The 21,095-nt window shown below is 39.7% G+C and carries 18 protein-coding genes and 2 tRNA genes; 15 read left to right on the forward strand and 5 right to left on the reverse strand.

Features of this window, described 5'->3' with window-relative positions; translation table 11 throughout:
* Positions 1-104 precede the first annotated feature (104 nt).
* From KO525_RS04900 to KO525_RS04950, 11 genes are all read left to right on the forward strand, one after another.
* Positions 105-205: transfer RNA gene (locus KO525_RS04900), tRNA-OTHER, on the forward strand.
* Positions 206-281: 76 nt separating this feature from the next.
* Positions 282-358 (forward strand) — tRNA-Met (locus tag KO525_RS04905).
* Between the two features lie 265 nt (positions 359-623).
* On the forward strand, positions 624-1,082 hold the full coding sequence (gene rimP, locus KO525_RS04910; RefSeq protein ID WP_215962680.1) for a ribosome maturation factor RimP: 459 nt from the start codon (positions 624-626) through the stop codon (positions 1,080-1,082).
* A 22-nt stretch (positions 1,083-1,104) separates the two neighbouring features.
* On the forward strand, positions 1,105-2,601 hold the full coding sequence (nusA, locus tag KO525_RS04915; RefSeq protein ID WP_215962681.1) for a transcription termination factor NusA: 1,497 nt from the start codon (positions 1,105-1,107) through the stop codon (positions 2,599-2,601).
* 24 nt (positions 2,602-2,625) lie between these two features.
* Entirely contained in the window at positions 2,626-5,250 is a 2,625-nt protein-coding gene (gene infB / locus KO525_RS04920; protein WP_215962682.1) for a translation initiation factor IF-2, read from the forward strand.
* Positions 5,251-5,335: 85 nt separating this feature from the next.
* Positions 5,336-5,752 (forward strand): 30S ribosome-binding factor RbfA, encoded by a 417-nt coding sequence (gene rbfA, locus KO525_RS04925; RefSeq protein WP_215962683.1) that lies wholly within the window; start codon positions 5,336-5,338, stop codon positions 5,750-5,752.
* The gene (gene truB / locus KO525_RS04930) at positions 5,753-6,688 is read left to right on the forward strand and encodes a tRNA pseudouridine(55) synthase TruB (RefSeq protein WP_215962684.1); all 936 of its coding nucleotides are present in this window, start codon (positions 5,753-5,755) and stop codon (positions 6,686-6,688) included. It begins immediately after the preceding gene.
* Positions 6,689-6,972: 284 nt separating this feature from the next.
* Entirely contained in the window at positions 6,973-7,896 is a 924-nt protein-coding gene (locus KO525_RS04935) for an alpha/beta hydrolase (RefSeq protein WP_215962685.1), read from the forward strand.
* Positions 7,897-7,996: 100 nt separating this feature from the next.
* Positions 7,997-8,971, forward strand: a complete 975-nt coding sequence (locus KO525_RS04940) for a DUF6635 family protein (protein WP_215962686.1) — start codon at positions 7,997-7,999, stop codon at positions 8,969-8,971.
* Positions 8,972-9,121: 150 nt separating this feature from the next.
* The gene (gene rpsO, locus KO525_RS04945; protein ID WP_215962687.1) at positions 9,122-9,391 is read left to right on the forward strand and encodes a 30S ribosomal protein S15; all 270 of its coding nucleotides are present in this window, start codon (positions 9,122-9,124) and stop codon (positions 9,389-9,391) included.
* A 190-nt stretch (positions 9,392-9,581) separates the two neighbouring features.
* Positions 9,582-10,586, forward strand: coding sequence for a phospholipase A (locus KO525_RS04950; protein WP_215962688.1), 1,005 nt, complete (start codon positions 9,582-9,584; stop codon positions 10,584-10,586).
* Between the two features lie 65 nt (positions 10,587-10,651).
* On the opposite strand, the gene KO525_RS04955 is transcribed toward KO525_RS04950, so the two are convergent.
* Positions 10,652-11,230: a DUF3365 domain-containing protein gene (locus tag KO525_RS04955; RefSeq protein WP_215962689.1), complete on the reverse strand. Its 579-nt coding sequence runs from the start codon at positions 11,228-11,230 to the stop codon at positions 10,652-10,654.
* A 277-nt stretch (positions 11,231-11,507) separates the two neighbouring features.
* Between KO525_RS04955 and pnp the strand changes: the two genes are divergently transcribed.
* The 4 genes from pnp (at position 11,508) to KO525_RS04975 (ending at position 16,765) form a co-directional block, all read left to right on the forward strand.
* On the forward strand, positions 11,508-13,613 hold the full coding sequence (gene pnp, locus KO525_RS04960) for a polyribonucleotide nucleotidyltransferase (protein WP_215962690.1): 2,106 nt from the start codon (positions 11,508-11,510) through the stop codon (positions 13,611-13,613).
* Positions 13,614-13,750: 137 nt separating this feature from the next.
* Positions 13,751-14,671, forward strand: coding sequence for a lipoprotein NlpI (gene nlpI / locus KO525_RS04965; RefSeq protein ID WP_215962691.1), 921 nt, complete (start codon positions 13,751-13,753; stop codon positions 14,669-14,671).
* A gap of 17 nt (positions 14,672-14,688) precedes the next feature.
* A complete protein-coding gene (locus tag KO525_RS04970) occupies positions 14,689-16,383 on the forward strand; it encodes a tetratricopeptide repeat protein (protein WP_215962692.1) in 1,695 nt (564 codons plus the stop codon).
* Positions 16,384-16,534: 151 nt separating this feature from the next.
* Positions 16,535-16,765, forward strand: a complete 231-nt coding sequence (locus tag KO525_RS04975) for a hypothetical protein (protein WP_215962693.1) — start codon at positions 16,535-16,537, stop codon at positions 16,763-16,765.
* Between the two features lie 231 nt (positions 16,766-16,996).
* On the opposite strand, the gene KO525_RS04980 is transcribed toward KO525_RS04975, so the two are convergent.
* The 4 genes from KO525_RS04980 to KO525_RS04995 form a co-directional block, all read right to left on the reverse strand.
* Positions 16,997-17,599 carry a PEP-CTERM sorting domain-containing protein gene (locus KO525_RS04980; protein WP_215962694.1) on the reverse strand — a complete coding sequence of 201 codons (603 nt, stop codon included), beginning with the start codon at positions 17,597-17,599 and terminating at the stop codon, positions 16,997-16,999.
* A 314-nt stretch (positions 17,600-17,913) separates the two neighbouring features.
* Positions 17,914-18,129, reverse strand: coding sequence for a DUF3820 family protein (locus KO525_RS04985; RefSeq protein WP_215962695.1), 216 nt, complete (start codon positions 18,127-18,129; stop codon positions 17,914-17,916).
* Between the two features lie 12 nt (positions 18,130-18,141).
* On the reverse strand, positions 18,142-19,059 hold the full coding sequence (locus tag KO525_RS04990; RefSeq protein WP_215962696.1) for a sensor domain-containing diguanylate cyclase: 918 nt from the start codon (positions 19,057-19,059) through the stop codon (positions 18,142-18,144).
* A gap of 299 nt (positions 19,060-19,358) precedes the next feature.
* The gene (locus tag KO525_RS04995) at positions 19,359-20,231 is read right to left on the reverse strand and encodes a LysR family transcriptional regulator (protein WP_215962732.1); all 873 of its coding nucleotides are present in this window, start codon (positions 20,229-20,231) and stop codon (positions 19,359-19,361) included.
* Between the last annotated feature and the right edge of the window lie 864 nt (positions 20,232-21,095).

The raw sequence follows: 21,095 nt of genomic DNA on the forward strand, positions 1-21,095 counted from the left end.
TATTTATAGAGAGTGGCTCCCGCAACCAATTAATTGGTTCTGGGAAATTCGTTACAGTCGAATTAAAATATTGTAGGCACCTTCTCTTTTGAGAAGCATTCGGACGCGGGATGGAGCAGCCTGGTAGCTCGTCGGGCTCAGCTAATATGAAGAGCGCGAAGGTCGTCGGTTCATTCTTTTTTATAGAGAGTGGCTCCCGCAACCAATTAATTGGTTCTGGGAAATTCGTTACAGTCGAATTAAAATATTGTAGGCACCTTCTCTTTTGAGAAGCATTCGGACGCGGGATGGAGCAGCCTGGTAGCTCGTCGGGCTCATAACCCGAAGGTCGTCGGTTCAAATCCGGCTCCCGCAACCAATTCGAATGCATAGCGCTGGGTTTTGGATTTTTGAATAAAATTTTCAACACTGATAGTGCAAGTTTTTGAAATTAACTTAGGTTGATTTCGTAACTTGGTCATTAAGTAAACTATTACGAGATGATTGAGTTCAGAAGCTGATGCCTCGCAATGTCGAGGCATTTTAGTTTTTACAGTATGTTTTGTATGCCCACATTATGTAACTGGGGCATATGCAACAGGGCTTTAGGCCCTTTTTTTGTACTTATGTTATGGGAAAAAGATTTGACTAGTTTAGAATTACGTTTAACTGAAATGATGAGATCTTCGGTAACTGCGCTGGGTTTTGATTTACTTGGTGTTGAATTCGTTCGAGCGGGTAATCACTCAACATTGCGTATTTATATTGACCATGAAAATGGTATTACAGTTGATAACTGTGCAGATGTATCAAATCAGGTAGGCGCAATTTTGGATGTTGAAGATCCTATTGCAACTGAATACGCCTTAGAAGTTTCATCACCGGGCATGGATAGACCTTTATTTACCATTGAGCATTTTGCTTTGGTTGTAGATGAAACTGTAAATGTACGACTTAATGTGCCACAAGATGGGCGTCGTAACTTTAAAGGCAAATTGGTTAGCGTTGAAGAAGATATGCTTAATATTGAAATCGATAACCAAATATTTACCCTATTTATTGATAATGTCGCAAAAGCAAACTTGGTCGCGAAGTTCGACTGATAATTAAAGGAGCGAAGTAATAATGGCAAAAGAACTATTACTAGTAGCGGAAGCAGTATCGAACGAAAAAGCGGTACCTCGTGAAAAAATCTTTGAGGCACTGGAGTTTGCTCTAGCGGCTGCAACTAAAAAGAAATATGAGTTAGATATCGAAGTTCGAGTACATATCGACCAAGAAACTGGTGAGTACGACACATATCGTCGTTGGTTAGTAGTACCTGACGACCATGTAATGGAAAACCCAAGTGCAGAAATGAGTCTTTCTGCTGCGCAATACGACGAACCTGAGTTACAATTAGGTGATTTCGTAGAAGATCAAATCGATTCAATTAAATTTGACCGTATTACGACTCAAATGGCGAAGCAAGTCATCGTCCAAAAAGTTCGTGAAGCGGAACGTGGCCAAATCGCAGAAGCGTATATTGGCCAAGTTGGTGAATTAATCACTGGTATCGTTAAAAAAATGAATCGTGACAATGTTATCCTTGATTTAGGTAACAATGCTGAAGCTGTATTGTTTCGCGAAGATATGATCCAACGTGAAACATTCCGTCCGGGCGACCGTGTTAGAGCATATTTATATGCTGTAAGACCTGAAGTTCGTGGGCCACAATTGTTTGTGAGTCGTACTAAATCTGAAATGCTGATTGAATTATTCCGCATTGAAGTTCCGGAAATCGGCGAAGAAATGTTAGACATTATCGCTGCAGCACGTGATCCTGGTTCAAGAGCCAAAATCGCTGTTAAGTCAAATGACCGTCGTATTGACCCAGTTGGTGCGTGTGTTGGTATGCGTGGTGCTCGAGTTCAAGCAGTATCCGGTGAATTAAATGGTGAGCGTGTTGATATCGTATTATACGATGGCAATCCTGCGCAGTTTGTTATCAATGCGATGGCACCAGCAGAAGTAGCGTCTATCATCGTAGATGAAGACAGCAAGTCTATGGATATTGCAGTTGCTGCTGACAATTTAGCAATGGCTATTGGCCGTAACGGTCAAAACGTTAGATTAGCTAGCCAATTAACTGGTTGGGAATTAAACGTGATGTCAGAAGCCGACATGGCTGAAAAACATCAGGCTGAAAATAGTAAAACAGTCACGTTATTTATGACTGGGTTAGAAATCGATGAAGATTTTGCCACTATGTTAGTTGAAGAAGGATTTTCTTCACTAGAAGAAGTAGCTTATGTGCCAGTTTCTGAATTATTGGAAGTTGACGGATTAGATGAAGACATTGTAGAGGAACTACGAAGTCGAGCTAAAGCAACATTGACGACACAGGCTTTAGCAAATGAAGAGTCGTTAGAAAACGCAGAACCCACTGAAGAGTTATTAAATCTTGAAGGTGTCGATCGTCATTTAGCATATGTATTAGCGAGTAAAGGTATTTGTAACCTTGAAGATCTTGCTGAACAAGGTGTTGATGACCTTGCAGACGTGGAAGAATTGACCGAGGAAAAAGCCGGTGAATTAATCATGGCTGCCCGTAATATTCAATGGTTCAGTGACGAAGTTTAAGGTTCAACGGAGGTTAAATTAAATATGACAGATGTTAGTTTAGAAAAACTAGCCCAAGACGTGGGAACTCCGGTTGACAAGCTGGTAACGCAATTTGCAGATGCAGGCATCAGCAAAAATACCGGTGATATGATTACCGAAGATGAAAAGAAACGGTTACTTGACCACTTGAGCAAGTCTCATGGTGGCGAAGGTGCTGAACCTAAAAAAATGACATTGCAACGTAAGACAAAAAGTACGTTGAGTGTAAACAGTGGCTCTGGAAAAGCTAAAGACGTAACAGTTGAAGTTCGCAAGAAACGTACGTTTGTTAAACGCAGCGAAACAGAACTTGCGGCAATTGCAGAAGCGGAAGAGAAGTCACGTGCTGAAGCAGCAGAAAAAGCACGCGTAGAAGCTGAACAAAAAGCACTTAAAGACGCAGAACATAAAGCGCTTAAAGATGCTGAAGCAAAAGCAAAGCGTGAATTAGAAGCAAAACGTAAAGCGGAAGCTCAAGCGGCAAAAGCGGCTAAGCCAGTTGATCCTAACGAATCAGCAGAAGCGAAACGTATACGTGAAGCATTAGAACAAGAAGCAATAAAAAAAGCAGAAGCAGAAGCTGAAAAGCTAACTGAAGAAGCACGTAAACTTGCTGAAAAGAACGAAAAAACTTGGGCAGAAGAAGAAGAGAAACGTAAATATAAGTTAGAGCATGAATCTGAAGAAGATCTTCACGTTCACTCATCTATTTACGCTCAGCTTGCAGAAGATGACCAAGATAAAAACGAAGAGAAAAAAGCACGTCGTAAATCTAAACGCAGTGGTAAAGATGACGCGCAGCAATTAACTGGCCGTCGTCGTAAGAAAGCGTCTGAAAATCAGCATGCTTTCCAAAAACCTGCAGCACCGGTTGAACAAGTTGTTAAACTTAGTGAAACCATTACGGTAGCAGAACTTGCTTCACGTATGTCGGCTAAAGGCGCTGAAGTCGTTAAGACTATGATGAAAATGGGCGAAATGGTTACCATTAACCAGGTGTTGGACCAAGAAACTGCAACATTAGTTGTTGAAGAAATGGGCCACAAATACGTTCTAGTTAAAGAAAATGAACTAGAAGAAAGCGTATTAACTGACCGTAATACAGGTGAAGGCGATGCAACAAGTCGTGCTCCGGTTGTTACTGTAATGGGCCACGTTGACCACGGTAAAACGTCTCTTCTAGATTATATCCGTAAAGCAAATATTGCTGACGGCGAAGCGGGTGGTATTACTCAGCACATTGGTGCGTACCACGTTGATACGCCAAACGGTATGATTACGTTCCTTGATACTCCTGGTCACGCGGCATTTACGTCAATGCGTGCTCGTGGTGCGAAGGCAACGGACATTGTTATCATTGCAGTAGCTGCAGATGATGGTGTTATGCCACAAACTAAAGAAGCGGTACAACATGCTAAAGCGGCAGGTGTACCACTGATTATTGCGGTAAACAAAATCGATAAAGAAGCTGCGGACCCAGATCGTGTTAAAAACGAACTTGCTGCACTAGACGTTATCCCTGAAGCATGGGGCGGTGATACTCAGTTTATCCACGTTTCGGCTAAAACAGGTGAAGGCGTTGATGAGCTTCTTGAAGCAATTAGCTTAATCGCTGAAGTATTAGAATTAACTGCGGTTGATCATGGTGCTGCTCACGGTGTTGTAATCGAATCTCGTCTTGATAAAGGTCGTGGCCCTGTTGCTACCGTACTTGTTCAAGAAGGTGAATTGAAACGCGGTGACATTGTATTATGTGGCTTTGAATATGGCCGCGTAAAAGCGATGAAAGATGAAAACGGTAAAGAAATTAATGTTGCCGGTCCGTCTATCCCAGTTGAAATTTTAGGTCTTTCAGGTGTTCCTGAAGCCGGTGATGAAGCGACTGTTGTTAAAGATGAGCGTAAAGCTCGTGAAGTTGCTAACTCTCGTCACGGTAAACATCGTGAAGTGAAATTAGCTAGACAACAGAAAGCTAAGCTTGAAAACATGTTTGCTAACATGGAAGAAGGCGACGTTTCTGAACTTAACATCGTACTTAAAACCGACGTTCAAGGTTCATTGCAAGCAATTAGCGAGTCTCTTGCTAAATTGTCTACCGATGAAGTTAAAGTGAACATTGTTGGTTCTGGTGTTGGTGGTCTTACTGAAACTGATGCATCTTTAGCACAAGCTTCAAACGCAATTGTTGTTGGTTTTAACGTTCGTGCTGATGCAACTGCACGTCGCTTAATGGAACAAGAGAACATTGACTTACGTTATTACAGCGTAATCTATGATTTGATTGACGAAGTTAAACAAGCGATGTCTGGCATGTTGGCGCCGGAATTCAGACAAGAGATAATTGGTCTTGCTGAAGTTCGTGACGTATTTAAGTCACCAAAAATTGGCGCTATTGCTGGTTGTATGGTTACTGAAGGTAACGTTAAACGTAACAACCCAATCCGCGTATTACGTGAAAATGTCGTAATTTACGAAGGTGAGCTAGAATCATTACGTCGCTTTAAAGACGACGTGGCTGAAGTTCGCAACGGCATGGAATGTGGTATCGGTGTTAAGAACTATAACGACGTTAAAGTTGGCGACCAAATCGAAGTATTCGAAGTTGTAGAGATTCAGCGTACGCTGTAATCCCCGTCAAATGTTGTTTATAAAGGGGGCTTATATGCCCCTTTTTTGTCTTTAATTTATTTGGTTTAGCCATTTGGAGAGGAAAGTGCAAACAAACTTTTCTAGAACAGATCGTGTAGCACAGCAAGTGCAACAAGAGATCGCAATGATCCTTCAACGTGATTTTAAAGATCCACGTGTAGGTTGGGTAACAGTTTCATCTGTTGAAGTCACTCGAGACTTAGCTTATGTAAAAGTGTTTTTTACTTTGTTAGGTCAAGACGACAACCAAGAAAAAATAGAAGAAACCAAAGTTGTTTTAAATAACGCTTCTGGCTTTTTCAGAAATGAAATCGGCAAGCGTATGCGTTTACGTATCGTACCTGAAATCAAGTTTATCTATGACGATAGCTTAGTTACGGGTATTGAGATGTCTAAAAAGGTATCTGAAGCGATATCTAAAGACCAAACACTTCGCGCAAAAAGTGGCGATAATCCTGCTGATAGTCAAGTCGAGGACTAAATGGCAAGACGTAAAAAAGGACGGCCGGTCAATGGCATCGTTTTAGTTGATAAAAGCCAAGGGTCGTCTTCTAACCATATTTTACAAAGAGTTCGTGCAATTTATGGTGCGGAAAAAGCAGGTCATACAGGCGCGTTAGATCCGTTAGCAACGGGTATGTTGCCTGTTTGTCTTGGTGAAGCAACTAAGTATTCTCAGTATCTTCTGGAATCAGACAAAGCCTACATCGTTACTGCAAAATTTGGCGAGCGTACTGATACCAGTGATGCGGAAGGCGAGGTGGTTGAAACGTTTGACGTGAACATTACTGAATCACAAATTCTTGAGCACAAAGCAACCTTAACTGGTGACATCAAGCAAGTCCCAACCATGTTTTCTGCGCTTAAGCACAATGGTCAGCCTCTGTACAAGCTCGCTCGACAGGGAATAACGGTTGAACGCGAAGCTCGCCCAATTACTATATTTAAGTTCGAATTATTGCGTTTTGACGGCGATGAAGCTGATTTTGAAGTTCATTGTTCAAAAGGCACTTATATTCGAACCTTGATTGACGACTTAGGGCAGCTGTTAGGTTGTGGCGCCCACGTTAAAGCTCTGCGTCGGATTAAAGTGGCAAATTATCCAGCTGATAAAATGTTAACGGTTGATCAAATTCAAGCGCTAAAGGATGACAATATGGACGAGGAAGGTGTTGTTGATACAACTGCGCTTGATAGTCATTTATTACCCCTTGAAACTGCTTTAATTGGATTACCAGAAACAATGTTAACTGCTCGCCAGATCGAAGTTTTGCGATATGGTCAAACTGTTGCGGTTGATATGCCTGATGTTGCAGAAACAAAAATATTTGAAAAAGACACAAACGTATTCCATGGCGTAGTTAGCATCAAGTCTGGTGTCGTTAAAGTGAAACGACTAGTTGTTGCACCTCAGTAAATTCAAATATTTCGTTTTTACCTCTGGGTTTACTCAAATGTAATGTTAAAAAGTCACTTAGGTGGCTTTTTTTATACGCGGCATTTAATACAAGACATACGTATTCACTGTTAAAGCAGCCTTTTATTGATGATATCGGTAGGCCAATCAATAGTTTTAAATATTAATCTACGGTAGATTTAAACGTGGTTGTGTCGTAAAAATTACTATGCAACTTCACAATGTAAAGTTTGTTAATGCCGCTGTCAGGCGCGTTTAAGTTTGAGTAAGGATAAGTAAAAACTATGGAACGTAATTCATTTATTTGGTTTTCAGCGTTAATGCTTTTGTTGTTAAGCAGTTGCTTATTCGCTAAACCCATGACCGTCAGTAGTGGGACTTTAATTCAAGATAAGGTGATGTCATTTGATGCAATCGCACCAAGGACTATCAATGTTTGGCTCCCTGATGGCTACGACATTAACAAAACGTACGATGTGTTATATATGCACGATGGCGATATGTTATTTGATGCGACTACGACTTGGAATAACCAAGAGTGGCAAGTAGACGAAGTGGTTAGTAAGTTGATTGCTGAACATCGTGTTAGGCCATTTATTGTTGTTGGAATACCTAATGGTGGACTGCAACGAGCAGTGGAATATTTTCCTAAAGTACCATTAAATCAGATGAACAATCTGCAAAAAACAGAGCTAATAAAGGGACTACCGTTACCTGAGAATAAGCCCTTTATCGTTACGTCAGATGAGTACCTTGCATTTCTAGTCACCAAAGTCATACCTTATGTTGAGTCAACATTTTCGGTTAATCGCGGCGGTAAACATAGATATTTAGCTGGTTCGAGTATGGGAGCTTTGATCTCTTGGTACGGATTGATGCAATACCCTGACGAATTTGCAGGGGCTATTTGTATGTCGACGCATTGGGTTGGATTAAAAAGTGATAATGGCGTCGCGTTTAAACAGTTCTATAACTATATTGCTTCAAACCTATCTAAGCTAAAAGACCACAAATTGTATTTTGATTACGGAAATCAAACCTTGGATGTAAAATATCCCAAGTATCAACAACAAATAGACGCTCTTTTCACAACCCGTCAATACCCTAAAGAACAATGGCAAAGCTTGTTGTTTGACGGCCATGACCACACAGAACGTTCTTGGCAGTCTCGACTACATGTGCCTCTGGCGTTTATGTTTGGACACTAAGTGGATGTCTAAAAGTACCATTTTGTTACAAACTTTGTATTGCATTGGTGTATTTGAAGTTCTTATTATGGGGTCATTCAAAATACAATAGGTTTTAAGATTGGACGTAAGAACTGCCGAAAATAACAAATTAGTTAGTGACGTTGTTGAAAGAGGACTGTCACGTTATTTTTCATCGCGCCACGAACTTGTCGACCAATTTGTTGAAAATAATTTTTCGATCAAACCGGCTTTTGAACTCAATAAAAAGGCTTTTGGTTTGGATATGTTAAAAACGCCACTGAATATTTTATGGACACCACCCCATTTTTTACTTTCAGGCACCGGTCGCATTCTCAAAAGAGTTTCTAACAATAGGCTCGGTGACCGTTTAGTTAAATTGCCGGCGGGTATTAAAACGGATGTAGAACAAGAAGTTGCTTGGCGCGTTCAAACTCAACTTTTGGAATTACCATACGAACAAGGTCCTCGTAAATTTACTGAAAACCGAATGTTAGCAATGATCTTAGAGGACGATAAGCTTAATGCTCTTTTTGACCAAAGTTTAATGCAACTCGCTGATCTTGTTGGTAACGAATCAGGGCAAAGAGCCTTAGCTGAAAAGTTATTAGTTTATGTCGACAGTAGAAAAGCCGCGGCAGAGTTGTCATCGGCTTTTGTTGCTCTAGCCGCTGGTTACGCAGCAAATAAATCGGTTAACTTTGGCGCGATGGGGTTGGGCAGTGTTTTGGCAGCCGGTATTGCTCATAATGTGGCTGTTTCTAGTTTTGTTTTAGGTAATACCCTAGGGGGACTTTATTATTCGGTATTCACTGCAAGTGCGTCCAAAACTATGATTGCGTTGAGTACTGGTGGAGTTGCAGTGGCACTTGGGGTTATCGCTTCATATACAGGATTTGTTACAGATCCTTTGCAAAAACACTTTGGCATGCACCAAAAAAAACTACACAAGGTGATAGATAAATTGGAGCAACAATTTGTTGCTGGGGATAAAAGCGCTATGCAATTTAAAGACGGTTTTGTTGCACGGTTCCTCGATTTAGCGGACTTAATGTTAGCTGTCACAGTTAAATAGTGTTTTGTTGGCGATAAATATGCTTATTTGTTGGTCTTTTTCTTGACCTTATATCTAAAACAAGTAGAATTCGCGCCTCCTCTTTATAGGGGGCGTTCCTGTTGGCTGAGTTAGTGATCGGCTGGCAATCATTAAAATTTGGAGAATACTATGTCACTAAGTGTAGAAGAAAAAGCAGCAATCCTTGCGGATTTCGGTACTTGCGAAAACGATTCTGGTTCTGTTGAAGTTCAAGTTGCATTGTTAACTGCTGACATCAACAAGTTACAAGACCACTTTAAAGCGCACAAAAAAGACAATCACTCACGCCGTGGACTTTTACGTAAAGTAAGTCAACGTCGTAAGCTTCTTGATTACCTTAAAGGTAGCAAGCTTGATCGTTACAACGACTTAATCCAACGTTTAGGCCTACGTCGCTAAGCGAAGTAGTCATTGGATTAGAAAAGGAGCATATATGCTCCTTTTTTTGTATCTGTTTTTTAGGTATAAGTTTATTGATTGCCTATAAGTTTCTACTTTTCAGTAGGAATAAACTAATCTTACTGCTGGCATTACTCATAAATTAAAGGTCTCAATGTTTAGAATATTTTTTTACTCAGTTTTGATATTTATGTCACAGACTATCGTCGCTGAAGTTGCGGTTGATATATTACCGGATGCATACACCGAACGAGATAAAGAGGTTTTGGCAAAAACCAAATTGTGTATCGACACGATAGAAAATACAGGTTTGACTTATATCGAGCCCAAATTATTGAAACGTTATTGCCGTTCAAAAGCGTGGGCAGAGGTATACAACCCAGGCCGATACGCAATGCGGATCATTAATGAAAAAGCGACAGAGTTTAACCCGTTTGTAATTACACCTCATAGACATAGCTACATAATGCCAGTCAGTTATTCAGACAATTTTAATTCCGAAGCCTATAGTGAAGTCGGAACTAATATAGATCATATGAAAAACTATGAAGCTAAATACCAAATCAGCTTAAAAGTTCCATTATTTACCTCTGATATTTTTGTCCCTGGGGATTCGCTTTATTTTGGTATGACAATTCAAGCTTGGTGGCAATTGTATTCAGAAAAACTTTCAAGACCTTTTAGAGAAACGAACTATCAACCAGAAATATTTTATCAAGCGCCACTGCCATTTAAGCCATTTGGTGGGAATATGGGATTTGAATTAGGTATTGAACATCAGTCTAACGGTCAGTCTCAACTGTTGTCTCGAAGTTGGAACCGAATAAAATTTGGTATTTTATATGAACGTGGCGACCATTTTGTTGCATTTAGACCTTGGTACAGGTTGCCGGAAGGGGACAAAGAAGAGCCTTTATCGCCCATTGGTGATGATAACCCTGATATTGAAGATTACATGGGGCACTATACGATTGACGCGGCTTATGCGTTTTCTGACACGCGTAAAATTGCTGTAATGATCCGTAAAAATTGGCGAACAGGGAATGGCGCTATTGAAATAAACTTCACGAAACCAATCTTTGGCCGGATGATCGGTTTAGTTCAATATTTTAGCGGCTATGGTGAAAGCTTGATTGATTACAATCACAAGCAACAAAAGATTGGTTTTGGTATCGCACTAACTGAAATCTTCTAATGTAGGAAAATAGATAGGTATTCAACCCGAATTTAATTTCGGGTTGGTTATTTTTCTAAATAAAATTATCTAGAGCTGACGACTTTTTTAAGTACAAAGGCGCCCATTAAATCTCCGGCTTTATAGCCTATCGCTTTGTCATTCGGATAATTGAGTGCTAAATTTTCATTTACCGTATCTAACATATTACTGCCATGGCAATTTAGACATACGGGTTCTGCTTCAATAGCTTTCATATATTTATAAACAACTTTTTTTGGTCCAACGCTGGTTAGGCGTTCAACACTTAGCTGAGATATAGGTTTGCCGTTGTCATATGCTTTTTGAAATTGCTTTAATTGATTGGCTTCCCAAGCGTCCGGTTTATTGTCTGGATTACGGAACTTTAAACTGGTTCGTTCCAAGTCCCAACCACCGGTGCCATTTTGAACTAGCATATTTTGAGCAATTGACTCACACCCTTTGACGCTGCGTTTTAATGTTCCTAAGTCGATAGTTGACTGCAGTGTAGTGCGCAATTGATGGTTGTACGCGGTGATTTTTATGTCAGCCAATTGCTTTAATTTTGATGTTTCAACTTGCGCGGCATATGCCGAAATCGCAACAAGTGATGAAACACCCAAAATAAATATTCGTTTAGTCATTTTTATGCCCTATCTAGAAAAACGCCCAGCACTATAAAACTATAATGAATTCGTTTGATTAGCAATTTTTGTTGCGGTTATTTTGGGTTAAAAGCTCAGACAGATTATTTAATTTCATTTACTGACAAGCTTAAAATACGGGCGTATAATATGCGCGAATTTAAATGAAAACATGATTCAGTATGGGGATACACTTTTTTGTAATAGTGCAACATCGTGGTCATAAAGACGCCCTAAGATAAACGCTGAATAAAAATGAAAATGAAAGGAAAAAAACGTGACTCCAATTATTAAGAAATTCCAGTATGGTCAACACGAGGTCACTCTTGAGACGGGCGTTATTGCACGTCAAGCAAGTGCTGCTGTTATGGCAAGCATCGGTGATACGGCTGTACTTATTTCAGTTGTTGGTAAAAAAGAAGCTAGTCCTGGACAAGACTTTTTCCCACTAACAATTAACTATCAAGAAAAAGCTTATGCTGGCGGTAAAATCCCTGGTGGGTTCTTCAAACGTGAAGGTCGTCCTGCAGAAGAAGAAACGTTAATTGCTCGCCTAATTGACCGTCCATTACGTCCATTGTTCCCAGCTTCATTCAAAAATGAAGTACAAGTCATTTGTACTGTAATGTCTGTTAATCCTGAAATTGCCCCGGACATCGTTGCATTAATCGGTGCGTCTGCAGCAATCTCAATTTCTGGTATCCCATTTAATGGCCCTATCGGTGCTGCACGTGTTGGTGTAATTGATGGCCAGTATGTTTTAAACCCTTCTCAAACTGAACTAAAAGTAAGTGACTTAGATTTAGTTGTTGCTGGTACTGAAAATGCAGTACTTATGGTTGAATCTGAAGCAGCTGTTTTATCTGAAGAAGTCATGCTTGGTGCAGTTGTTTATGGTCATGAACAAATGCAAGTGGTTGTTTCTGCAATCAACGAATTTGCTGCAGAAGTTGGCAATCCTGCGTGGGATTGGTCTGCTCCAGCAGAAAACACAGAATTAAAAGAAAAAGTTGCTGCACTAGCATCTGAAGGTATTACAGCTGCATACGCTATCGCTGACAAAATGGAGCGTTACGCTGCCGTTGGCGAAGTGAAAAAAGCAACAATTGCGACACTAGTTGAAGAAGCTGGTGAAGAAGGCGTTAACGAAAAAGAAGTGTCTGAACTTGTACATGACTTAGAGAAAGACGTTGTTCGTTCACGTATTTTAGCTGGTGAAAAACGTATCGACGGTCGTGAACCAGATATGATCCGTGCACTAGATGTTAAAACTGGCATCTTACCGCGTACACACGGTTCTTCTTTGTTCACTCGTGGTGAAACTCAAGCTATCGTTACGTGTACTTTAGGTACTGAACGTGATTCACAAATCATTGATTCGTTACTTGGCGAAAAACGTGACCCGTTCATGCTTCATTATAACTTCCCTCCATATTGTGTTGGTGAGACTGGTTTCATCGGTTCTCCTAAGCGTCGCGAAATTGGCCATGGCCGTCTTGCGAAACGTGGTGTTTTAGCGGTAATGCCTTCACAAGCAGAATTCCCATACACAGTTCGTCTAGTGTCGGAAATTACAGAATCTAACGGCTCGTCTTCAATGGCTTCTGTATGTGGTTCTTCTTTAGCACTTATGGATGCTGGTGTTCCAATTAAGGCGTCTGTTGCTGGTATCGCGATGGGTCTAGTTAAAGACGATAACAACTTTGTTGTATTGTCTGACATCCTTGGTGATGAAGATCACTTAGGTGACATGGACTTTAAAGTTGCTGGTACTACTGAAGGTATTACAGCACTACAAATGGACATCAAGATCGAAGGGATTACTCGTGAGATCATGGATAAAGCGTTAGTTCAAGCTAAAGCAGCACGTATCCATATTCTAGGTGTTATGGACGAAGCAATCGGCGGACACCGTGAAGAGATGTCTGAGTTTGCGCCTCGTATCTACACTGTTAAAGTTCCAGTTAAGAAAATCGCTGATGTTATCGGTAAAGGTGGTGCAACTATCCGTGCGCTTACTGAAGAAACGGGTACAACAATTGAAATCGACGACGATGGAACCGTTAGAATTGCTGCAACAGACGGCGTAAGCGCTCAAGCCGCTATCGACCGTGTTAAGCAACTAACGACTGACCTAGAAGTTGGCCGTGTTTATCAAGGTAAAGTTGCACGTATCGTAGACTTCGGTGCGTTTGTTAACGTTCTACCTGGTAAAGATGGATTGGTCCACATTTCACAAATCTCTCAAGATCGTGTTGAAAATGTATCTGACGTATTATCAGAAGGCCAAGAAGTTGCCGTTAAAGTTCTCGAAATTGACCGTCAAGGTCGTGTTCGTTTGAGCATGAAAGAAGCGGGCGAAAAGACTGAAGCAGCTGAATAATATATAGCAACGCTTTTATCTTAGAAAAAAGAGAGCTTCGGCTCTCTTTTTTGTATTTAGCGCACTGCAATGTAAAACGCTGTTTATCATCGGTTCAAATTTATGTTATTAATACGCCTACTAATCTAGGAGTCAGTATGAAGCTATTGTTTTCGCTAGTTGTTATTTCAGCGAGTTTATTAAGTGGTTGTGCCACCAAGTCGGTTGAACAAAATTCTCGACCTCATTTTGTCAATAATGCGGTCATTACCGAACCTCTCGAAATTGACTATCAAAGCGAACTTGCTGTTGCAAAATTGTCGCAGCTAATTAACCACGTTAAGTTAGACAACGACAAGATGGCCCAGCTGTTATATGACCGTGGGGTTATTTTTGACAGTATGGGCCTTAGAACATTAGCTCAACTCGATTTCCGTCGTGCTCTTGAGTACAAACCTGCGTTTGCCGATGCCTATAATTTTATTGGTATTCACATGACATTAATTGGTCAGTTCTCTCAAGCATTTGAGATTTTCGATAATGTTCTCGAAATTGAACCAGAACATAGTTATGTCTATTTAAACCGAGGTATCGCTTTATATTACTTTGGTAAAAATGAACTGGCAGTTGATGACCTAGAAACCTTTTTAATGCGTCAGCCAAATGACCCTTACCGAGCTATGTGGTTGTATCTCGCAGAATATGAAATCAATCCTGAAGATGCACGTTTGAGACTTATTTATAACGCCTCAATGATTGATAAAAATAAGTGGTCTTATCAATTGATCGACCTTTTCCTTGGTGACATCGACGAAAAGCAATTTATTGAAAATATGAGCAGATCACTGCAAAGCCCTCGAGAACTGGTTGATCGCCTATGCGAAGGCTATTTCTATTTGGCGAAACTCAAATTACAGCAAGGTGATGAAGAAACCGCAAAAAACTATTTTCGACTTGCGTTATCTACCAACGTATTTGAATTTGTTGAGCACAAATACGCAAAACTTGAATTGGCTAAACTGTATGAAAAAGCTAAGCAACGATACAATCCAGCAAATCAGTTACCTGTAAAAAATTAGTGAATTAAGTAACAATCATGCAACCGTTATTAAAATGTTTGGTGTTTGTTACTTACCTTTTTTTATCAAAAAGTGATGGGATCATTTTTACTCCAGTTATAGTCTGGTCCCATTTTGATGAATCTCAATCGTATCCGTATGTTGCCGCTGAATTTGGACACCCTCAGGCAAACTACACGGTATTTCAAAACAATCGTGACATTCAGTATTTAAAACGAGCTGCAAATTTTGGCGTAGCTCGCGCTGCATTTCAGTTGTTCGAACTCGCCCACAAACAAAATAATATCTCTGAGTCACTACTTTGGCTAAATCATGCAAGTGTATTGGGCAGCATAGATGCTCGATTCGAACTGCTGAAATTGCATATATTGGAAAAAAATTGGCAACAAGCTGACAAATATTACAAACAACATCTCGCTGACTGGCCAAAACTAACAGCAGTTAAATTGAAACAGGTTAATCAAATGCAGGTTCAAACCGAATTTGCCCTTTCTACCGACAATGACTTACTTAATTCTAAAGTTGATGTATCAGTACCAATATTGAGCAATATTGATAATGGGCGTAGATACAATACGGTTTCTCAATGTGAGATTTCCGCTGACGTGCTAGTTGCAAATAAGTCACTGTTGGCTTCGACCCAAGAATTGCTCGCGGAATATCAGCAAGAGAATAGGGCGCGCCAATCTGTTTGTTTTCCAAATGTGTATGTCGCTCATTCAATATCGAGCTTTTGTGAAGAAGATGAAGTTGGGCGAATTGATTGTGATTTACCAAAATTGTCATTAGTGTATAAGACGTTGTCCACTAAGGATAACGCTAAGCGCTTCTCCAGCCACTTATTAGTCGTTGTTGATAAAGGGGACGCTAATACACGTGGTGGTCTCATGTTTATCGACAGTCAAGATAACGTAGCAGTATTAAGACATGAAATTGCCCATTGGCTACAACTATATGACGAATATCAAATCCACCCGTCTCAGCAAGTTTTATTATGCCAAACGTATAATCACAAAACGTTAGGGAAAAACTTAGTCGTAGCGACTGAAGAATTTAGCATCACAGAGCTTGAAGCGATCTATCACAGAGAGTTGTTCCCAGCGAACACCTGTAAAAATACCAGTTATAAAGCGTATAAGTTTTATTCAGCGCCGTCGTTTATGGAATATTTAGATTTACCTATTTCGAGTCAATATTGGGAGTTGATGACGACCAATTCTGATCTGGCTTTGACGCCCGCCGCGATGAATTTTGCTTTAGCCTACAGAACCGACGATACGGCGCTACTTGATAAGAAAACAAAGCAGTTGCGACTTAATGAACAAGTCTATTGGCTAACGCAGGCATCGAATTTAAACTTTCTCCCGGCAAAAAGAATGCTGGCCCAGTATTATTTTAAAAACGGTGACTTCCCTTCAGGCCTAGATTTGCTAAGCGATGCTGCTCACGGGGGCGATCCAACGTCACAGGTTCTATTAGGTCATTATTATATCGAATCCACTTGGCTACCTCAGGATCTTACAAGCTCTGCACATTGGTATAAACAAGCGGCGATTCAGGATGATACGTACGGGTTGTACTTTTACGGCAAGTGTTTGGAAAATGGCTGGGGTTGTATACAAGACATTGATAAAGCATTTGAATATTACGAACGAGCTGCCAAGCTCGGCAGCGCACTCGCACTAAAAAGGCTAGGACATCTGTTGGAGTAAAGTCAGTTTCAGTGCAGGGCGTGTTCAATATTGGTGAATGTAACTTAGTATTTGACAATGTTGAAGTTGTTTTTGTATTGAATTCAATGGGTTAATTTTTGGTACGTTTATTCCATTATTTCACTGTGTCCAATAGGAATAGGTGGATGAAATGAGTCTATTTAATGAAGAGATCCGAATTAAGATAATGAGCGCAGTTCGTTATGAGAACAGATTAATTGGCGATGTATCAGACGAATTTGGTGTCTCAAGAAAACAGATATTCGACTGGCTAAAAACGGCGGAGCGTATTGATAAACGTACCAAAGCGCTTAAACAAAGTGGGATCAAGCGCCGAATGGAAAAACTCAATAAAGAGTTGGAATCGCTAAATTTAGTCTGAAAATTATAGGTTGTTAAATTTTTGTTTGTAGAATTTGTAGATACAGAGCGCTTCGTTTGCTGCATGAATGGAAGTGAAAGAGTTCTTAACTAACCGCAGTTTTTGTGTTCGATAAAATTTTGTCGGTTTGGTTAACGCAACAAAATACCTAAATTTTGCTTAACTAATTTATAAATTTAAACTGGAAAACATCAATCTTTCATATTGATGCTTTCCAGTGCAAGTAAGTTTTTATTGTGACTTTCTTAGTTTACGTGACGTTAATCCTATCAAGCCTAATGCAAAAATCGCCAGTGTGGAAGGTTCTGGTACGTCGGCTGTGGTAACGCCTTCAAATTGAATTTCTGCTATTATAGCGTAGTTTGCACCATGACTCGTTTTAAACGTAAGGTCTATAAAGGAAACATTTGTCGCACTTATTGCCTGCGTTTGAATGCTTTGTAAGTCTAACAAACTGCCAGAATAGCTATTGAGACTAAATAGGTTTTCATCCAAGAAGGTGAGTTGAAAATCTTTAAGACCTTCACTATCACCATCAATACCACCACCATTATTCCAGATACTTACTGAGCTAAGGTCGTAGTTGTCATCTAGTGTTAAGCGTACTCTGTCATCTTGATTTCCAGATAGGGGACGAAAGCCAAACCAGCGTGAACCTGCCGTTGTATAGCCATCAACAAGCTGCCCAACACCACCACCGGTATTCCAAGCAGTACCAGATTCGACAGTTGCACTATCCGGTATTATTAAGCCAGCATAGGCGTTGTGCATAAAACCCAGTCCAGATACAAGTGCAAAAATTCTAAACAAGTGACCAATTTTATTAATTTTCATCTTTAGATCCACCTTTATAAAAACGAACCATTTGGCTAGTTTTATCAATTTAAGTTAACAGAGCAAAGAATGTTCCATAGATGGAAACTGTATATGCATCAATGTCATAGATTTTTTTCAAATGGGTATAATATCAATGTTGTAAAAGATATGGACAGGTGAACATGGCGTGATTACTTTAAAGATTACGGGATATTTGACTGAGTTTATTTTACTCGGCAATACAGTTTCCGCTTTTTATCATTCATTTTAATATGATTAAAGGGCCCCTGATGCAACGGAAAAATCAGTCATATTTTAATGTACTTCAACAATTATCCTCTAATTAGGGGTTTTAACATGCCTTCTAGTCCATTCAGTTTAATTTCATACAATAGGGCAAGTTGTTTCCCTAAATTAGAGTTTGGGAAGCCTTGTTTATGAAACCAAACTAAATAGGGTTCAGGTAGATGGATCAGCTTTCGACCCGCATATTTACCAAAAGGCATTTCTGTATTAATCGCCTCTATGAGGGCTTTTTTGTCTAACATATTGTCCACTTGTTAAGGCGCCACTACTTGATTTCGGCCCATTTTTTTTGCCTTATATAGGTTTTGGTCAGCACTCACCAACAATGAATCTAAAGTACTCGTTTCATGAATTGTTTTAGAAACCCCGATAGAGGTCGTTAAATTTATATTGTGCCCGTTACAGCTCAGAACTTGCCCGTTGATTACTTTCAAACAACGATTGGCAACCCCTTTTGCGTTGGTAGCGTCGGTGTTTGGTAACAACAAGGCAAACTCTTCCCCGCCTATTCTGGCAAATACATCATAGGGGCGTAAACACGTTTTGATCCTTTCAACAAATTCTTTTAGTACTTCATCACCAGCTGCATGGCCGTACTTGTCGTTTATTTCTTTGAACAAATCTAGGTCAAAAATTAACAGTGTCAGTGGTGTACCGTACCTTGTACTTCTGTCTATTTCAGTCTCAGCCAATTCGCTGAATTGCCGACGATTGTAAATACCGGTTAGAAAATCTGTCGAAGCAGCCATACGGAGCTGTTCCTGGGTATGTTCTAACTCAAATTGCAGCGATTTGTTCGAAGTTATGTCGGTCCCATGTAAAAAAAGACAGTCCTCAACAATAAATTCAGACACCTTAATCCATCGGCCATCATACAAATCAACTTCAAACGTTCTAAAGTTATCTGACCTTTGCTTGGATTCTGCCGCCGCTAACCATTCATCGATATTGTCGGTTTCGATTAGTATCCCTCTTTCTCTAGTAAAACAACTACGTACTATAGTAGAAAAAGTTTGTCCGATTATATCTTCAATTGGCGCATCAACAAAGCCAGCAAAAGCTGCGTTGCAATAGATGTATCTATTTTTACTATCCGATAGCGCAACAATGTCTTTACTGTTATGCAGCGCTTGTGACATTAATTCGGAAACGGTTGAGTTCTTTTTATCCATTATAAAACAGGTTGGTGGACGTAAACTATAGTCTAGTGGGCGTATAGCGATATGTCTATATTAAAAATACAGTTCCAAAGTCGTGTTTATCAAACATAAAGACATTTGAGCCTTTTTCCAGCGATAAAGCGGTTGGTCTATTTGAATTTACTGTTTGAGGAAGGTGTTGATATGCGTCTTTGAAATGAGCTTTGGATCAGTTTTGAGTCTAGTTTAAGTGGGAGGTGGGAGGAATAACATATAATCATTGCCAGGCCGCATATTCGGTTGGCAATGATTATGTTTGTTGTCTTTTCTACTTATTTTGCAAAAGACGTTAGCATCCATTGAACAAATACATCGAGCTCATCTCTTGACGCATGCCAATCATGTTGGATTAAGTAATAGCGGTCTCGAGTATGAAGTTGCTTTTCAAAAAGAGGCATAATGACCCCTTCATCAAACCAACTTTGGCTAATCGGTAACGGTACTAATGCTATGCCTAGACCCTGTTGAGCTGCGCGTGCTACTGAAAACATACTGTCAACTTGGACAATTCGTTTAGGATCGAAATCATCAACGTCGTTTTCACTGGCCCATTGATGCCACGACCAAGGGCGAGATTGATGTAATATTAGTGGCGCTTCGTATAACGCTTGTTTGCCTAATGGTTTTAATTTTTGGTAAAGCGCTGGGCTACATGCAGGCATATAACTTACGGGAAATAGCTCATATGTAAGTGCGTCTGTTGGTTTTGATGCCGCAAGTACTATGGATAGGTCCGTTTCTTTTTTGTTTTCAGAACGAGACTTTACCGTTTCAAGTTGCAAATTAATATTTGGATTTTGATCTGACCAATGACTTAATTTTGGAACAAATAGTTCGTTCGCAAAAAATTCGGGTAATGAAATACTAATTACCGAGTTTTCTGTTTCTTCACTAAATTTTTCAATTGTACTTTCAAGCTGCTCTATAACAGGTGCAATAGCTTGATAAAAATTTATACCATCACGAGTCAATTCAATTGCTCGAGTTTGTCGTTTAAAAAGCTGTTTAGACAACTGCTCTTCTAACAATCGGATTTGATGACTGACCGCTGAAGGTGTTATGTGCAATTGCTTTGCTGCATGTTTAAAACTTAAACATCGGGCTGCAATACAGAACGAGCGCAAACCACGAATTGGGGTTTGAATAGACATAGGACGTCCTTAAATAATTTTCAAGTATACTTTAGTTATAAGATAGCAAGGCCTAGGCCAAACTTTAGGTGTTTGAATTTAAAGGAAAATATATTATAGGTAATCATCGGACGTGATATTTGCACCAGTTTGGTGAGTGTTAAATTAATTTAAGTTATGTATATGTCCAAAAGAGGGATGCACTGCCAGACAATCTTAATGAGAGAGTTGTGATTAGTAGCAAAGGGAATTGCTGAGAGTGAGGATATAGGATCTTTGATTTTGTGAATTTTAGGCAAAAAAATAGGCTCCCTAAAAAAGGAGCCTTAAAATTAGTTACCAAATAAGGTTAACTACAATCAACAGGGTAAGAACAAACCCGAGGAGGCATGAACTTATGTATTAGAGTATAGACTCTTTACTCTAATTGTAAAGCGGTATTTTGAAATATTTCTACAAAAGTGTAAATAAATAACAAAACAACGATATTTTCGACAATTTTATCTTTATTTTAATTGGTAGATGCTTTGGAATTAACGAATAGCGCCCGCGGGCAACATGAAATAAGGGAATAAGTAAGCAGGGAAGGCAAAAAAAGAGGCCACTTCAAAAGAGTGGCCTTAAAATTAGTTACGAAATATGGCGAACTACAATCAACAGGGTAAGATCTAAACCTGAGGAGGGTTAAGAACTTGTGATTAGAGTATAGAGTCTTAACTCTAGTGTCGAACGCATTAATTTAATCTAATGGTTTATATTTTTTCATGTGTAAAATTAAAAAAGAGGCCACTTCAAAAGAGTAGCCTTAAAATTAGTTACCAAATATGGCGAACTACAATCAACAGGGTAAGATCTAAACCTGAGGAGGGTTAAGAACTT

The organism is Psychrosphaera sp. B3R10 (genome assembly GCF_018861025.1).
In the GTDB taxonomy this organism is placed as follows: Bacteria; Pseudomonadota; Gammaproteobacteria; order Enterobacterales; family Alteromonadaceae; genus Psychrosphaera; species Psychrosphaera algicola.

Bases quoted from the DNA above. Each gene is read 5' to 3' on its own strand.
- rpsO (WP_215962687.1), top strand. From the start codon at position 9,122: ATGTCACTAAGTGTAGAAGAAAAAGCAGCAATCCTTGCGGATTTCGGT.
- infB (WP_215962682.1), top strand. From the start codon at position 2,626: ATGACAGATGTTAGTTTAGAAAAACTAGCCCAAGACGTGGGAACTCCG.
- KO525_RS04955 (WP_215962689.1), bottom strand. From the start codon at position 11,230: ATGACTAAACGAATATTTATTTTGGGTGTTTCATCACTTGTTGCGATT.
- nlpI (WP_215962691.1), top strand. From the start codon at position 13,751: ATGAAGCTATTGTTTTCGCTAGTTGTTATTTCAGCGAGTTTATTAAGT.
- KO525_RS04970 (WP_215962692.1), top strand. From the start codon at position 14,689: ATGCAACCGTTATTAAAATGTTTGGTGTTTGTTACTTACCTTTTTTTA.
- KO525_RS04990 (WP_215962696.1), bottom strand. From the start codon at position 19,059: ATGGATAAAAAGAACTCAACCGTTTCCGAATTAATGTCACAAGCGCTG.
- truB (WP_215962684.1), top strand. From the start codon at position 5,753: ATGGCAAGACGTAAAAAAGGACGGCCGGTCAATGGCATCGTTTTAGTT.
- KO525_RS04950 (WP_215962688.1), top strand. From the start codon at position 9,582: ATGTCACAGACTATCGTCGCTGAAGTTGCGGTTGATATATTACCGGAT.
- KO525_RS04985 (WP_215962695.1), bottom strand. From the start codon at position 18,129: ATGTTAGACAAAAAAGCCCTCATAGAGGCGATTAATACAGAAATGCCT.
- nusA (WP_215962681.1), top strand. From the start codon at position 1,105: ATGGCAAAAGAACTATTACTAGTAGCGGAAGCAGTATCGAACGAAAAA.
- KO525_RS04975 (WP_215962693.1), top strand. From the start codon at position 16,535: ATGAGTCTATTTAATGAAGAGATCCGAATTAAGATAATGAGCGCAGTT.
- KO525_RS04935 (WP_215962685.1), top strand. From the start codon at position 6,973: ATGGAACGTAATTCATTTATTTGGTTTTCAGCGTTAATGCTTTTGTTG.
- KO525_RS04980 (WP_215962694.1), bottom strand. From the start codon at position 17,599: ATGAAAATTAATAAAATTGGTCACTTGTTTAGAATTTTTGCACTTGTA.